General features: G+C 68.6%; 12 protein-coding genes and 1 riboswitch. Of the genes, 2 read left to right on the top strand and 10 right to left on the bottom strand.

The features are described 5' to 3' along the window. The 4 genes from ABD120_RS33990 to ABD120_RS33975 form a co-directional block, all read right to left on the bottom strand. Positions 1–1,735 (bottom strand): ATP-dependent Clp protease ATP-binding subunit (locus ABD120_RS33990; RefSeq protein WP_343954392.1); only part of this gene is annotated, 1,735 nt, incomplete at its 3' end. Between the two features lie 603 nt (positions 1,736–2,338). Continuing rightward, positions 2,339–2,671: a histone-like nucleoid-structuring protein Lsr2 gene (locus ABD120_RS33985; RefSeq protein ID WP_343954391.1), complete on the bottom strand. Its 333-nt coding sequence runs from the start codon at positions 2,669–2,671 to the stop codon at positions 2,339–2,341. 994 nt (positions 2,672–3,665) lie between these two features. Beyond that, on the bottom strand, positions 3,666–5,315 hold the full coding sequence (locus ABD120_RS33980; protein WP_343954390.1) for an RDD family protein: 1,650 nt from the start codon (positions 5,313–5,315) through the stop codon (positions 3,666–3,668). 113 nt (positions 5,316–5,428) lie between these two features. Next, on the bottom strand, positions 5,429–5,971 hold the full coding sequence (locus ABD120_RS33975) for an amino-acid N-acetyltransferase (RefSeq protein WP_343954389.1): 543 nt from the start codon (positions 5,969–5,971) through the stop codon (positions 5,429–5,431). A 247-nt stretch (positions 5,972–6,218) separates the two neighbouring features. Continuing rightward, positions 6,219–6,364: riboswitch (cyclic di-AMP (ydaO/yuaA leader) on the top strand. Between the two features lie 5 nt (positions 6,365–6,369). Here ABD120_RS33975 and ABD120_RS33970 point away from each other — a divergent pair. Then, a complete protein-coding gene (locus tag ABD120_RS33970) occupies positions 6,370–7,392 on the top strand; it encodes a C40 family peptidase (RefSeq protein WP_343954387.1) in 1,023 nt (340 codons plus the stop codon). Between the two features lie 4 nt (positions 7,393–7,396). Here ABD120_RS33970 and ABD120_RS33965 read toward each other — a convergent pair whose 3' ends face one another. Continuing rightward, positions 7,397–7,609: a helix-turn-helix domain-containing protein gene (locus ABD120_RS33965; RefSeq protein WP_139629672.1), complete on the bottom strand. Its 213-nt coding sequence runs from the start codon at positions 7,607–7,609 to the stop codon at positions 7,397–7,399. Positions 7,610–7,954: 345 nt separating this feature from the next. After that, positions 7,955–9,415 carry a bifunctional lysylphosphatidylglycerol synthetase/lysine--tRNA ligase LysX gene (gene lysX / locus ABD120_RS33960; RefSeq protein ID WP_425564081.1) on the bottom strand — a complete coding sequence of 487 codons (1,461 nt, stop codon included), beginning with the start codon at positions 9,413–9,415 and terminating at the stop codon, positions 7,955–7,957. A gap of 141 nt (positions 9,416–9,556) precedes the next feature. On the opposite strand from lysX, the gene ABD120_RS33955 reads away from it, so the two are divergent. Beyond that, the gene (locus ABD120_RS33955; RefSeq protein WP_343954384.1) at positions 9,557–10,030 is read left to right on the top strand and encodes a hypothetical protein; all 474 of its coding nucleotides are present in this window, start codon (positions 9,557–9,559) and stop codon (positions 10,028–10,030) included. A 48-nt stretch (positions 10,031–10,078) separates the two neighbouring features. Here the strand turns inward: ABD120_RS33955 and ABD120_RS33950 are convergent, their stop codons facing one another. The 4 genes from ABD120_RS33950 to ABD120_RS33935 form a co-directional block, all read right to left on the bottom strand. Continuing rightward, entirely contained in the window at positions 10,079–10,861 is a 783-nt protein-coding gene (locus ABD120_RS33950) for a type III pantothenate kinase (RefSeq protein WP_343954383.1), read from the bottom strand. Positions 10,862–10,864: 3 nt separating this feature from the next. Next, on the bottom strand, positions 10,865–13,306 hold the full coding sequence (locus ABD120_RS33945) for an L-aspartate oxidase (RefSeq protein WP_343954382.1): 2,442 nt from the start codon (positions 13,304–13,306) through the stop codon (positions 10,865–10,867). 156 nt (positions 13,307–13,462) lie between these two features. Beyond that, on the bottom strand, positions 13,463–14,284 hold the full coding sequence (gene panC, locus ABD120_RS33940) for a pantoate--beta-alanine ligase (protein ID WP_343954381.1): 822 nt from the start codon (positions 14,282–14,284) through the stop codon (positions 13,463–13,465). 45 nt (positions 14,285–14,329) lie between these two features. Then, the gene (locus ABD120_RS33935; RefSeq protein ID WP_343954380.1) at positions 14,330–15,220 is read right to left on the bottom strand and encodes a Rossmann-like and DUF2520 domain-containing protein; all 891 of its coding nucleotides are present in this window, start codon (positions 15,218–15,220) and stop codon (positions 14,330–14,332) included. Positions 15,221–15,530 lie beyond the last annotated feature (310 nt).

Raw genomic sequence — 15,530 nt, 5'->3', positions numbered from 1 at the left:
ACATGTCCAGCGAGATCAGCGCGTCCTCATCACCGAACAAGAACTCCGCCAGCGCCTTGGACAGCTCGGTCTTACCGACACCGGACGGACCGGCGAAGATGAACGAGCCACCGGGACGGCGCGGGTCCTTCAGACCGGCGCGCGTACGCCGGATGGAGCGCGACAGGCCCCTGATGGCGTCGTCCTGGCCGATGATCCGCTTGTGCAGCTCGTCCTCCATGCGGAGCAGGCGCTGCGACTCCTCCTCGGTCAGCTTGAAGACCGGGATGCCGGTGGCGGTGGCGAGGACCTCGGCGATGAGCTCCTGGGTGACCTCGGCCACGACGTCCATGTCGCCGGCCTTCCACTCCTTCTCCCGGCGCTCGCGCTTGAGCTGGAGCTGCTTCTCCTGGTCGCGGAGGGCGGCCGCCTTCTCGAAGTCCTGCGCGTCGATCGCGGACTCCTTGTCACGGCGGACGTTGGCGATCTTCTCGTCGTACTCGCGGAGGTCCGGCGGCGCGGTCATCCGGCGGATGCGCATCCGGGAACCGGCCTCGTCGATGAGGTCGATCGCCTTGTCGGGCAGGTAGCGGTCGCTGATGTAGCGGTCGGCCAGCTGCGCCGCGGCCACCAGGGCGTCGTCGGTGATCGACACGCGGTGGTGTGCCTCGTAGCGGTCGCGCAGCCCCTTCAGGATCTCGATCGTGTGGCTGAGCGACGGCTCCGCGACCTGGATGGGCTGGAAGCGGCGCTCAAGGGCGGCGTCCTTCTCCAGGTACTTGCGGTACTCGTCGAGCGTGGTGGCGCCGATCGTCTGCAGCTCGCCGCGCGCCAGCATGGGCTTGAGGATGCTGGCGGCGTCGATCGCGCCCTCGGCGGCACCCGCGCCGACGAGCGTGTGGAGCTCGTCGATGAACAGGATGATGTCGCCGCGCGTGCGGATCTCCTTCAGCACCTTCTTCAGGCGCTCCTCGAAGTCGCCTCGGTAGCGGGAGCCCGCGACCAGGGCGCCGAGGTCGAGCGTGTAGAGCTGCTTGTCCTTGAGCGTCTCGGGGACCTCGCCCTTGACGATCTTCTGTGACAGGCCCTCGACGACGGCGGTCTTGCCGACGCCGGGCTCGCCGATGAGAACGGGGTTGTTCTTGGTCCTCCGGGAGAGGACCTGCATGACCCGCTCGATCTCCTTCTCACGGCCGATGACCGGATCCAGCTTGCCCTCGCGGGCGGCCTGGGTCAGGTTGCGGCCGAACTGGTCGAGGACCAGGGACGTGGAGGGAGCGGACTCCTGCGGGCCGCCCGCGGCGGCCGGCTCCTTGCCCTGGTAGCCGTGGAGCAGCTGGATGACCTGCTGCCGGACACGGTTGAGATCGGCTCCGAGCTTCACGAGCACCTGGGCGGCGACACCCTCACCCTCGCGGATGAGGCCGAGCAGTATGTGCTCGGTGCCGATGTAGTTGTGACCCAGTTGCAAAGCCTCACGGAGCGACAGCTCGAGGACCTTCTTGGCCCGCGGGGTGAACGGAATGTGCCCCGACGGAGCCGACTGGCCCTGGCCGATGATCTCCTCGACCTGCTGACGCACGCCCTCAAGGCTGATGCCGAGACTCTCCAGAGCCTTGGCCGCTACGCCCTCACCCTCGTGGATCAGGCCAAGAAGGATGTGCTCAGTGCCGATGTAGTTGTGGTTGAGCATCCTGGCTTCTTCTTGCGCCAGGACGACAACCCGCCTCGCTCGGTCGGTGAACCTCTCGAACATCTCGTCGCTCCTCACAGAGCGGTCAGTCAGGCCGGTTAATCCGGTCCCGTCAACCGCATGCTAGCCCTGGCTCGGCGAACCGTGCCCACTGCCGCTGACCCGCTCTATAGCAGAGACGTTCCCCGAGAGCAGGGCGTTCACCCTCCATCCAACTACTGTTCGGGGGTGGTGTGTTCCCTGTACGCCGCAAGCGAACGAGGTTTGGAACACCGTGCCGCAGCGGGCTTTTCGCCACCCACCACACTGTGTACATCAGCTGTGGATCGACTCGGCCGTGCGCCGGACAGATCCGTAAGCCGTACCCCCATCCTATGGCCCCGCTGCAACCGGTTGGGCAGCGTTCCGGCGCAGCTCGAAGGGGTGGGCCTGGAATCCCCAATCATGACGGAAACCCCGGCCCGGACGGCAAATCCGCATGATCGAGAAGCGTGGATTGCGGGATATATCCAGGGGTTTCAAGGGAGCCCAAAAGCACCGGGCCGTCCCACCATGCGAGACGCGCAAACCCGGACAAACGAGCACTCGTATAAATGATCATGCGCTTATGGCAGTCGCCGGGGTTCAAGGCGAACGTCATAAGCGCATGGTTGGGGCGCCACCGGGTTAGTGAGCGGCTTCGTACTTCTCCACGACGGTGGAGGCGATACGGCCCCGCTCGCTGACCGGCAGACCGTGGGCCTTGGCCCACTGCCGGATCTCGGAGCTCTTCTCTCGGGTCATCGCACGCTGTCCGCCGCGACCCCTACGACGTGTGGAGACTGCACCGGCCCGGCGGGCGTGCTGCACGAAAGGCGACAGCGCGTCCCTCAGCTTCTTGGCGTTAACGTCGCTGAGGTCAATCTCATACGTCGAGCCGTCAATAGCGAAGCTGACCGTCTCATTGGCCTCGCCCCCATCGAGGTCATCGATGAGAATCTCCTGGATCTGCTTGGCCATCTACGCAATCCTTTCCGGAGCATTGTTTCATTCGCCTGCCCAAACATATACCCGAAAAGGCGCCGAGACAATTCAGGAGACACGGATTGGGCTGACTCGCGGCTCAGGACTGGCCGTTGGCAGGATCCTGCCACTTTGGCCGGGGATCTGGACAGCCGGGCGCGCCGACTTCAGCCCGCCAAAGGGAACGCGGCACCGGCGCGGCCTGCGCCGACAATGCCTCCGGAAGGGCTTCCATTCGACCTCGACTCCACACCCCGGCCCGGGTTTCGGCGACACCGGGTTATCCAAGATTGGCCAGAGCACGGGCACAGGGAGAAGCACCCGCGTGCTTGCGGCCCCTCACATCCACCCAAACCCGACCATATCGCCACATGGACCTCGCCCACACGACAGGGGCCCACAACCTCCGGGCTCAGGTGCCCCACAGCCTAATGCCTGTCTCTCCAGGCTCCTTACCGGATCGGGAAAGTTTGTCGGCTTCCACACACCTGTCGGCTTCGCGCATGCCTGTCACCCTTTGGGCCGATCTTGAAGGTGGCCGGACATGGACAACCCTGGGGCGAACGCCGCCATTCCCGTGACCGGATTGGGCCCCCGATTCCCAACGAACACCGGCACCGGATAGTTTCGATCACCGACCTTTGGGTGCATCGCCGCAGGTGAGACGCTTGCGAATGACCTTGGACGGCCCGCCGGCCAGCGGAATACGCCATGTGGTCATAAGCCGTATAGGCCGGTCCAACGGTCAACCAGGTGAGCACACCAGGCAACTGCCCATCGTAGGCATCTAGCACCCCGACAGGTAGGAAGAACGCGCAGAGCGCGATGAACAGAATGTAATAGAACACGCCCTTCCCAGGGCGGGCACCGGCCATTCAGCGGGTACGGCCTGCCCGGTCACGGCCACAACCGTTTACATCGGTTGACCTTTCATTCTGGCGCGGGCAGCAAACAGGGGCCGCCGTTGGGCGACCCCTGTTTGTCGCGGATGCTACTTGACCTTCACCACCACGGTCTTGGCGACCTTGTCGGCGAACGTCTGCTGCAGCGGCTTGTCCCAGAGCTGGGAGGCGCCGTTGAGCGCCACGAAGAGGTAGCCGAGCCAGCTGAGGATCGGGACGCCGTACAGCAGGTACGCGCCCCAGGTGACCAGCGCCCGCAGGATGGCGGTCGCGGCGGCCAGACCGCCGTAGCCCATGGGCGCGCCCACCTGGACGATCTTGATGCCCATGACCATCTTGCCGATCGTCTGGCCCTTGGCCTTGGTCAGGAAGAACTCGTAGGCGATGTAGATGCCGCCCAGGAGGAGGCCGAGGATCAGTTGGGCCGCACCCACGCTGAGGCTCCCCGACGACGCTCCGGACGAGGAGTTGTAGCTGACCACCAAGGCGCCGATCACGATCACGCCGAGGATGAAGTAGACGATGCCGAACAGGACGAAGTCGATGAGCCGGGCGACCAGGCGCTGCCACCACTCCGCCAGCGGCGCGGGCGCGCCGGGCGGCTGCACCCCGACGGGCTGGTTGTACGGCTGACCGTAGCCGGGCTGCGCCTGGCCGTAGGGCTGGGCGGGTGCACCGTACTGCTGCTGGCCGTACTGCTGACCGTAACCGGGCTGGGGCTGACCGTACTGCTGCTGCTCGTATCCCGGCTGCGCGTACTGCTGCTGCCCGTAACCGGACTGGGCCTGCTGCCCGTAACCGTGTTGACCGGAGCCGGGCTGGCCGTAGCCGGACTGGTCGGGAGTGGGCTGGCCGTAGCCCTGCTGGTCGGAACCAGGCTGCTGACCGTAGGCGGGCTGCTGGCCGTAGCCCTGGTCAGGGGCGGGCTGGCCGTAGCCCTGGTCAGGGGCGGGCTGGCCGTAACCCTGGTCAGGGGCGGGCTGGCCGTAACCCTGCTGGTCCGAACCCGGCTGCTGACCGTAGGCGGGCTGCTGGCCGTAGCCCTGCTGGTCGGAACCAGGCTGCTGACCGTACGCGGGCTGCTGACCGTAGCCCTGGTCAGGGGCGGGCTGGCCATAACTCTGCTGGCCGTAACCCTGCTGGTCCGAACCAGGCTGCTGACCATAGGCAGGCTGGCCGTAGCCACCCTGCTGGTCATGAGCGGGCTGACCATGAGCCGGCTGGCCCTGGGCGGGCTGGCCGTACCCGGGCTGCTGGCCCTGGGCGGGCTCGAAGCCCGGCTGCTGACCCGACGGCTGTCCGTAGCCGGGCTGCTGACCCGACGGCGGCTGCTGTCCGTAGCCGGGCTGCTGGCCATAGGCAGGTTGTCCGTACGCGGGCTGCTGGCCGTAGCCCTGCTGCCCCTGGGCGGGCTGTCCGTAGGCGGGCTGCTGACCCGACGGTGGCTGCTGGCCGTAACCAGGCTGAGCGTACTGCTGATCCTGGCCGTATTGCTGGCCCTGGCCGGGCTGCTGTCCATACGCGGGCTGCTGGCCGTAGCCCTGCTGGCCCTGGGCGGGCTGGCCGTACTGCTGGCCGGAAGGCTGGCCGTAGCCTTCGCCCTCGTGCCGGTAGCCGACGACCGTCGCCTCGGGGTCGGACTCTCCCTGGGGGTAGCCCGAGTTCTGCTGTCCGTATTGAGGCGCCCCGGAATTGTCGCCGGGGTCGGCCTGCGGATACGGCGGCTGTCCGGTGCTCACCGTGTCACCTCGCTTCGAGTGTGCATGTGGCACATGTCAGGACACATGCCTTCGCTGCCCAACGTATCGACATAGGTATCTACAATCACCTTTCCCTTTGGTCGACGCCCGAGTCAAACGACGGGCAAGTGGAGCAGCATCCTGGTGTTGCCCAAGGTGTTGGGCTTGACGTGCTCCAGGTCGAGGAACTCGGCAACCCCCTCGTCATAGGAGGCGAGCAACTCGGCATAGACCTCAGGTGAGACGGGTGTGCCCTGGATCGGACGGAAGCCGTGGCGGGCGAAGAAATCGATCTCGAAAGTCAGGCAGAACACGCGCCGGAGCCCGAGTTCGCCGGCCGTTTTGATCAAAGCCGACACGATCTTGTACCCGATTCCCAGGCCACGGCTGTTCGGATCAACGGCGACCGTACGAATCTCCGCCAGATCCTCCCACAAGACATGCAATGCGCCGCAACCTACTACCTGGCCACCGTGTTCGGCGACCCAGAATTCCTGTATGTCCTCATACAGGGTCACGGTCGCCTTCTCCAGCAGCCGGGGACCGGCGCCGGCATAGGTGTCCACGAGGCGCCTGATCGCGTGGACGTCGGGGGTCCGGGCGCGTCTCACGACGAGCCCTAGGTCGGGAACCTCTCGTTCGGCCACCTGCTCCATGGCAGTTCAGCGTACAGAGCGCATTACGGTTCGTCCGTATTTACCCACCCCGCGACCACATACGGCCCAGCCGCGCTCACCTGGCCATCAGGCTCTCAAACAGGGGCAAACAGGGCGCAATTTCCCCACTACTGTGATCGCACCGTTACTCTTCGGTTGCACAACCGCCACCGAATCCGCGATTCCGGTTGAGCACGAACTCCGGGTGCACTAGTGTCCACCGACGATGTCACCCCGCGCAGGCGCGCGAGGCGGCACGCCTAATCCCATCGAGAGGAACCGGGAACCCACCCGTGGCCGAAGGCCACCGGGGTGAATCCGGGCGACCTTGCCCGGTAGGGCCACTCAGCCCGAACCCGTCAGCCAACCCGGTCGGCGTCGTCGAGAGGAACTGGTTGGTGAAGAGGAACAGCGCGAGCGAACCTCCCGAACCCGGGAGCCGGAGAAGACTCGCCGCCGTCGTGACCGCCCTGGTGTTGACCATTCCCATCGGCCCCGTCGGCACCGCCGGCACAGCGGCCGCCGACCCTGAGCCCACCCTCAAGGAGCTCGCCGACCGGGCGGAGAAGCTGCACACGCAGATCGGCACCCTCTCCGAGCAGTACAACGGCCAGCGGGTGAAGCTCAAGGACGCCGAGAAGGCCGTGGACGACGCCGAGCGCACCCTCCGCGCCAGCCAGGCCGACCTCGACGTCAAGCAGCGCAGGGCGGGCGCGCTGGCCCAGCAGGAGTACATGACGGGCGGCCTGAACAACACGCTGGCCCTGATGAGCCCCGCGGACCCCGAGACCTTCCTGGGCCGGGCCGCCACCACGTACGCCATCCAGCGGCAGCACGGCGAGCAGCTCGGCCAGGTCACCCGCGCGCGCAAGGCCGCGGAGACCGCCAGGACGGGCGCGAAGGCCCGCATCGCCGAGGTCCGCCGGCTCGTCGACGACCTCGGCAGCAGGCGCGACAAGATCACCAAGCTGGTGGCGAAGGTCGAGGGCGACCTGTTCGGCCGCGCACTCGGCGAGGCCGGACGGCCCGGCACCCCGGCCAAGCGGGTCGAACTGCCGATCCCCGGGCAGGGCAAGGCCGCCACAGCGGCCAGGTGGGCGCTGACGCAGCAGCTCAAGCCGTACGTGTGGGGGGCCGAGGGCCCCGGCTCCTACGACTGCTCCGGTCTGGTGATGGCCGCCTACAAGCAGGTCGGCATCTCGCTGCCGCACTACACCGGCCACCAGTGGACGGCGGGCAAGCGCATTTCACGCGCCGAACTGCGCCCCGGCGACCTGGTGTTCTTCTACAACGACCTGCACCACGTAGGCATCTACCTGGGCGGCGGCATGATGGTGCACGCGCCGCGCACCGGTGACGTGGTGCGGATCGCCGCGATCGACCGGCGCCCGTGGGCGGGCGCGGTGCGAATCGCCGCCTGATCACTCAGATGAGTTGACGACGGGCCGCCCAGGCCACCGCTTCGATCGCGGTGGCCACGCCGATCCTGTCGCAAATTCCGCGCAAACGGCGGCGTACGGTGCGTCCACTGACGTCCAGCCGGCGCCCCACCCGATCGACCGTGACACCCTTGGCCAGCTCGGCCAACAAGGCTAAATCGGCATGGCTCAGCTCGACGCCCTCGGTGAGCACATCCATCGGGAGCCCTCCCCCCAACAGTGGAACTCGCAAGACGTCTCGGCCCGAGCGTAGGTGCTCGTCTCGGAGACGGTAAACGCATTCGCGAAAGGACGTCAAGCGCGGCTGTCGGGACCCTTGACAAGGCGCATTGACTTGATCGGCAAAGATGTGAGCTACTCACCATATGTCGTCACACGTCGGGACGGGATGAGCCGTCACAGCGCCCCTGACAACACCTCACCCGAATCTGACAAGTTGAAAGTTTCCTTCGCGCTCCGTGCGCGTGGCGAGGGAAAACGCGCAGGTCGCCTGCGTACTTCGCGACGGAGGCGGCCGGGCGGCCGCGACGGGCCGCCCGGACGCTCACTGACCGGCGGGCTTGACCAGCGGGAAGAGGATCGTGTCGCGGATGTTCTTGCCGGTGAGGGCCATGATCATGCGATCGATGCCGACGCCGACGCCGCCCGTGGGCGGCATCGCGTACTCCAGCGACTGCAGGAAGTCCTCGTCGACCTGCATGGCCTCCGGGTCGCCTCCGGCGGCGAGCAGCGACTGCTCGACCAGGCGGCGGCGCTGCTCGATCGGGTCGTTGAGCTCGGAGTAGGCGGTGCCGAGCTCGGTGCCGAAGCCGATAAGGTCCCACTTCTCGGTGACGAGCGGGTTGTCCCGGTGGTTGCGCGCCAGCGGCGAGGTCTCCAGCGGGTAGTCCATGACGAACGTGGGCTGCACGATCTTGTGCTCGACCAGTTCCTCGAACAGCTCCTGGACCAGCTTGCCCTGGCCCCACTTCGGGTCCCAGGCGATCTCGTGCCGCTCGGCGTACTTGCGGACCTGCTCCAGCGGCGTGTCGGTGGTGACCTCCTCGCCGAGCGCGTCGGAGACGAGGCTGTAGAGCGGCACCCGGGGCCAGCGCTCGCCGCCCAGGTCGATCTCGACGTCGCCGTGGGCGACCACGGTGGTGCCCAGGGCGGCCACGACCGCCTTCTGGTACATGCGCTGGGTCAGGTCGGCCATGTCGTGGTAGTCGAGGTAGGTGCCGTACGCCTCAAGCATGGTGAACTCGGGGTTGTGCGTGGAGTCGGCGCCCTCGTTGCGGAAGTTGCGGTTGATCTCGAAGACCTTCTCAAGACCGCCGACCACGAGCCGCTTCAGGTAGAGCTCGATCGCGATGCGAAGGTAGAGCTCCATGTTGTAGGCGTTGATGTGCGTCTTGAACGGCCGCGCGCTGGCTCCGCCGTGGATCGGCTGGAGCATCGGCGTCTCGACCTCCAGATACCCCTCCTCCAGCCAGAAGTCGCGCACGGCGCGCACGGTGGCGCTGCGCAGGTGGGCCATCTTGCGCGCCTCGTCGTTGACGATGAGGTCGAGATAGCGCTGCCGTACCCGGGCCTCGGGGTCGGTGAGACCGACGTGCTTCTCGGGCAGCGGGCGCAGGCACTTGGCGGTGATCTGCCAGCTCTCGGCGAGAATCGACAGCTCGCCGCGCCGCGAGGTGATCACCTCGCCCTCGACGCCCACCTGGTCGCCGAGGTCGACGTCGCTCTTCCAGCGGGCGAGGGACTCCTCGCCGACCTTGTCGAGCGAGATCATCACCTGGAGGTCACCGGCGCCGTCGCGGAGCGTCGCGAAGCAGAGCTTGCCACCGATGCGGTTGAGCATGACCCGTCCGGCCACGCCGACTTTGTCCCCGGTGGCGGTGTCAGGGGCCAGGCCCTGGTATTTCTCCCGGATCTCGGCGTTGGTCGCCGTGCGGGGGAAATTGACCGGATAGGGCTCGACGCCCTCACTGCGGAGGCGGTCGAGCTTCTCCCTCCGGATGCGCATCTGCTCGGGAAGTTCGTCGCTCACAGCAATAAAGGGTAGGGGATATGGCGAACTGCAAGGGCTCGTCGGTCTACTGAAGGATGTCTGCAAGCACTCTCCGTTACCTATGGGACACAGCACCTCCAGGTCAAAGGAGAGATCATGATCAAGAAGATCGCGGCGGGCTTACTCGCCGCCGCAGCCACCACCGCCCTCGCCCTCGCGCTGCCCGCCGCCGCGAGCGCCTCCACGGCCTCCACCGACGACTACAGCGGCTACTGGGGGCCGTTCTACTCGGCCAACCACCTGGCCAAGGCTCAGGGCTGGGTGGACGTCGAGTGGGACCACGCGGGTGAGTCCAACACCGTCGACGTGCGGGGTCGCCTCTACGACCTCGACAACCGGACCTACGGACAGGGCGGCAAGTGCGCGTACGTGAAGTTCCAGACCGAGAACTTCGACGGCGACTGGTCGAACGTCTACACGAGGAAGTACTGCGGCTTCCCCGGCTACAAGAAGTTCTCCTTCAGCGAGGACGACGTGCACACCCTGCGGGTCAAGGTCTGCCAGGCCCCGCAGTACGGCGGCTACGTGAGCAGGTGCGGCTCCTGGCGGTACCTCTACAACGCGGCGTAGCCTCTTCCGATGGCGAGCGGCCCCCTCCCGAGCGGGGGGCCGCTCTTCTCATGTCGTGTTGCGGTTGTAGACGAGCCGCAGGCCGATCAGCGTGAGCCACGGCTCGTGCACGTCGATCGAGCGCGACTCGCCCACCACCAGGGGCGCGTGGCCGCCGGTGGCGACGACGGTCACCTCGTCGGGGTCGTCGGACAGTTCGGCCGCCATCCGCTCGACGATGCCGTCCACCTGACCGGCGAAGCCGTAGATGATCCCGGCCTGGAGGGCTTCGACGGTGTTCTTGCCGATGACCGAGCGGGGCCTGATCAGCTCCACCTTGTGCAGTTGCGCGCCCGCGGCCGCGAGCGCGTCGACGGAGATCTCGATGCCGGGGGCCGTGACGGCGCCGACGTACTCGCCCTTGGCCGACACCGCGTCGAAGGAGGTCGCGGTGCCGAAGTCGACGATGACGCAGGGGCCGCCGTACTGGTCGATGGCGGCGAGGGCGTTGACGATGCGGTCGCTGCCGACCTCCTTGGGGTTGTCCATGCGGACGGGCACGCCGGTGCGGACGCCCGGCTCCACGATCACCGCGCTGACGTCGCCGTAGTAGCGGCGGCACATCTCGCGCATCTCGTTGAGGACGGACGGCACGGTCGAGCAGATCGCGATGCCGCTGACGTCGGTGCCCTTGAGCAGGGGCGATTGGCCGAGAAGCCCTTGGAGCACGACCGCGAGCTCGTCGGCGGTACGGCGGGCGTCGGTGGCCAGCCGCCAGTGCTCGATCACCTCGTCGCCCTCGAACAGGCCGAGCACCGTGTGCGTGTTGCCGACGTCGATCGTGAGCAGCATCGATTACCCCCGCAGATCCAGAGCGATGTCAAGGGCCGGCGCGGAGTGCGTGAGCGCTCCCACCGCAAGGTAGTCAACGCCAGTCTCGGCCACAGCGCGTGCCATTTCCAAGGTCAGTCCGCCGCTCGCCTCCAGTTTGGACTGATTTTTCGTGATCTGTACGGCGAGCGCCAGCCGTTCGACCGTGAAGTTGTCCAGCAGGATCTCCTCCGCCCCCTCGGCCAGCACCTCCCGCAACTGCTCGATCGTGTCCACCTCGACCTCGATCGGCACGTCCGGATACCGCTCTCTGACCGCCCGGAACGCCGCCCCCACGCCACCGGCCGCCACCACGTGGTTGTCCTTGATCAGCGCCGCGTCCGACAGCGACATCCGGTGGTTGACCCCGCCCCCGGCCCGGACCGCGTACTTCTCCAGCGCCCGCAGCCCCGGCAACGTCTTGCGGCTGTCCCTGATCCGCGCCCCCGTGCCCTCCACCGCCTCCACCCAGCGCCGGGTGAGGGTGGCGACGCCGGACAGGTGCGTGAGCAGGTTCAGGGCCGTGCGCTCGGCCGTCAGCAGCGCCCGGGTCGGCCCCTCGACCGTCATGAGCACCTCGCCCTCGGCGACCGCCTGCCCGTCCTCCGCCCGCTTGCCCGTACGGCGCACGCCCAGCCGCGCGAAGACCGCCTCGGCCACCGCGAGCCCCGCGACCACCCCGTCCTTGCGCGCGACCACGTCGCCGACCGAACGGTGCTCGGCCGGGACGGTGGCGAGGCTGGTCACGTCGCCCGCCTCCGTCAGATCCTCGGCCAGCGCCCGCTCGATCAGTTCCTCGGTGCCCTCGGGCAGTTCGTGCGGCGTGAAAGTCATCTGCAAGCCCTCCTCGGTCAGTGTCACGTCCAGGTGCCCGAGCCAGCGGTCGTCGTCGCGCTCCGCGTGGTCCTCGCGCCAGTGCGAGCCGCGCGTCTCCTCGCGGGCCACGGCGGCGGCGGTGAGCACACTGGCCACCGTCAGCAGGTTCGTGGCCTCCCACGCCTCGGTGCACGGCCGCACCTGGACCGGGGTCCAGCGGGCGTCGCGCAGCGCCCTGGCGGTCCGAAGCAGCGACTCGTGGCTGCGGAGCACGCCGGCGCCCCCGCTCATGTGCGCCTGGATCCTGGGGCGGATCCGGGGGTCGAACAGCCCTTCCCCCGCCTTCGGCGCGGCGGGCTCGCGCCGTACGGCGGACAGGTCCTGGGCGATGCGCTCGGCGAAGACCAGCCCTTCCAGCAGCGAGTTGGAGGCCAGCCGGTTGGCCCCGTGGACGCCGGTGCAGGCGACCTCCCCGCAGGCGTACAGGCCCTCGATGGACGTACGGCCCCGCAGGTCCGTGCGCACGCCCCCGCTGGCGTAGTGGGCGGCGGGCACGACGGGGACGGTCTGCCTGGCGGGGTCGAGGCCGTGTTCCAGGCAGACCGCGTAGATGGTCGGGAAGCGCCTGCGCCACTTGTCCTCGCCGAAGTGGCGGCCGTCGAGGTAGACCTGGCCGGGCTGACGCATGATCGCCTTGGCGACCACGTCGCGGGGGGCGAGTTCGGCCAGTTCGTGCACGTCCTGCATGAACCGGTTGCCCTCCTCGTCCACGAGGAAGGCGCCCTCGCCCCGAACGGCCTCGGAGATGAGCGGCTGCTGACCGGTGGCGTCCTCGCCGAGCCAGAGCACGGTGGGGTGGAACTGGACGAACTCCAGGTCGCGCACGACGGCTCCGGCGCGCAGCGCGAGCGCCACCCCGTCGCCGGTGGAGACGAGAGGGTTGGTGGTGCTCTGGTAGACCTGCCCCATCCCGCCGGTGGCGAGCACGACGGCGGGGGCGTGCACGGCGCCCACGCCGTCGCGGGCGCCCTCGCCCATCACGTGCAGCGTCACGCCCGCCGCCCGCCCCTGGGCGTCCTTGAGCAGGTCGAGGACGAGCGCGTGCTCGATGACCTCGATGCCCTGGGCGCGCAGCGCCGCGACGAGCGCCCGCTGCACCTCGGCGCCGGTGGCGTCGCCGCCCGCGTGCACGATGCGGTGGCGGCGGTGCCCGCCCTCTCGGGTCAGTTCCAGGCGGCCATCGGACGCCCGGTCGAAGCGGGCGCCGCGTTCCATCAGCCGCCGCAGGGCCTGCGGTCCCTCGGTCACCATCGTGCGCACCGCCCGGCTGTCGCACAGCCCGACCCCGGCCACGAGGGTGTCGTTCAGGTGCTCTTCGGGGGAGTCCGCCGGGTCGAGCACGGCCGCGATGCCGCCCTGCGCCCACTGGGTCGAGCCGGAGCCGAGCACGTCCTTGGTGACGACGAGGACCTTGGCCTGCGGCCTGAGCTCGGCGTGCCGCAGGGCGACCGTGAGGCCCGCGACGCCGGACCCCACGACGACCACGTCGGCCTCGACGGTCCAGCCGGGTTCGGGAGCGCTCAGGCGCAGGGGAAGCGCGGGTCCGCTCATGGGGGTCTCCTCACCGAGGGCAATTTCGTCATAATGACGATAACGCCCTTGGTGAGGTGCTCGCCTGCTGGGGCCCAACAGTGTTGCGGAAGCCCCTGCGCCCGTCGTCAAGCAAGGCCATGCCCCTACGGCACGCCCCACAGCGTTGCCGAAGCCCTAGAGGCGGATGAGCGCGTTGTCGATGAGCCGCGTACGCCCGACCCGGGCGGCCACGGCCAGCACCGCCTCCCCCTTGTACGCCTCGGGAACCGCCTCGAAGGTGGCCGGATCGACCAGCGTGAGGTAGTCGGGATCGAGGCCGGCGGCGCCGAGCACCTCCCGCGCCACCGCCACCACCCGCGACGGCGTGGCCTCGACCGCGCCCGCCGACAACGCCCTGGACAGCGCCAGCGCCCGCTCGCGGTCCTGCGCGGACAGGAAGCGGTTGCGGCTGGACATCGCCAGCCCGTCCGGCTCGCGCACGGTCGGCACGCCGACGATGCCGATCGGCAGGTCGAGGTCGGCGACCATCCGCCTGATCACGGCGAGTTGCTGGGCGTCCTTCTGCCCGAAGCAGGCGAGGTCCGGCTGGACCAGGTTGAACAGCTTGAGCACGACGGTCAGCACCCCGTCGAAGTGGCCGGGCCGGGCCGTGCCCTCGACGATCGTGCCCATGTGCCCGGCGCTGACGCCGACCTGACGGTCGGCGGCGTACATGTCCTCGGCGGCGGGCGTGAAGACGACCGCGACGCCCTCGGCCCGGCACGCGTCGAGATCGGCCTCCAGCGTGCGCGGGTAGCGCGAAAGGTCCTCAGACGGCCCGAACTGCAGCGGATTGACGAACACGCTGACGACCACCCGGGCGGCCAGCGCCCGTGCCTCCCGGATCAGCGCCCGGTGCCCCTCGTGCAGCGCCCCCATGGTGGGGACCAGGGCGATCGGCCCCTCTCCCCTTGCCTTGACCAGCTCAGCGCGGTTGCGCGCGACGACCAGTTCCACGACTTTCGCCTCCTGAACGACGATCAGGGCCCGACCGGGTCCCTGTCACGTCCATATGTTGCCTCCCAGCGCGTCGAGCAACCGCTCCGCCTCCTCCGGTTTGAGCAGTCCGGCGGCCAGCGCGCGGTCGGCGGTGAGCCTGGCCAGCGCGATGTAGGCGTCGGCGGCCTCCGGCGCGGTGAGGATCAGCGCGTCCACGTGCTTGCGCACGGTGCCCGCGTCCCCCCTCACCACGGGCCCGGTGAGACCGGCGATGCCCAGTCGCAGCACGTTGTCGAGCGCCGCGCCGAGCAGCGGCCCCAGCATGCGCCCGGGGTGCTCGACGCCGATGCGGTGGAGCAGGTCTGAGGACTCGGCGATCAGCGTCACCATGTGGTTGGCGGCGCTCGCGAGGGCCGCGTGGTAGAGCGCGCGGTCGGCGTCGGCGATCCAGACCGGTTCGCCGCCCATCTCGATGACGAGCGCCTCCGCGATGGGCCGCAGCGGCTCGGGCGCGGTCACGCCGTACGAGATGCCGGTGAGCTTGTTGAGGTCGTCGTCGCGCCCGGTGAAGGTCATGACGGGGTGCAGCGCGAGCGGGAGCGCGCCCTCGCGGGTGGCGGGGTCGAGGACGGACAGTCCGTAGGCGCCGCTGGTGTGGGCCAGCAGCTTGCCGCGCAACCCGGCGCCGGTGGAGGCGAGCCCGGCGACCAGGCCGGGCAGTATGTCGTCCGGGACGGCGAGCAGGATGAGCTCGGCCGCCGCGACCACGTCCTCGGGGCCGGAGGTGCCGACGCCGAGGCGCTCGGCGGCCCGGCGCTGCGAGGCGTCCGAGACGCCGCTGGCGGCGACGACGCGATGGCCCGCCTGCGCCAGCGCGGCGCCGAGGGCGGAGCCGACCTTGCCCGCCCCGAGCACTCCGACGGCAAGGCGTCCTGGGCGATCACCAGCATGCATGATGTGCCATCCCTGTTGACCCGATGGACCTGTCGAACAGGGTATCCGGCGGCCGGTCTGTCACATGTGACTGGCCTTTTGCCGCGCGTTGAGGTACCGACAAATCCGACAAGGGCACACAAACTATGCACCCCTGTCGGGATGAACAAAGGAGAGGGGATATTCATCGCATGGCCGCGGGCGCCAGGCCCAGGATGTGGACCCGACGCCCGCTCTGACGATGTGCTGCCCCCTGTGGAGGTGCACCCCGGCCGACCAACCGCCGACTGGCCGGCCGGCAAGAGCTCGAACCGGTTAGTCACACCGGTTC

Origin of the sequence: Nonomuraea longicatena, assembly GCF_039525605.1 — a bacterium.
Classification (GTDB): Bacteria; Actinomycetota; Actinomycetes; order Streptosporangiales; family Streptosporangiaceae; genus Nonomuraea; species Nonomuraea longicatena.
Note: the sequence above shows the minus strand (reverse complement) of the source record. Positions and strands in the feature narration are given on the sequence as shown.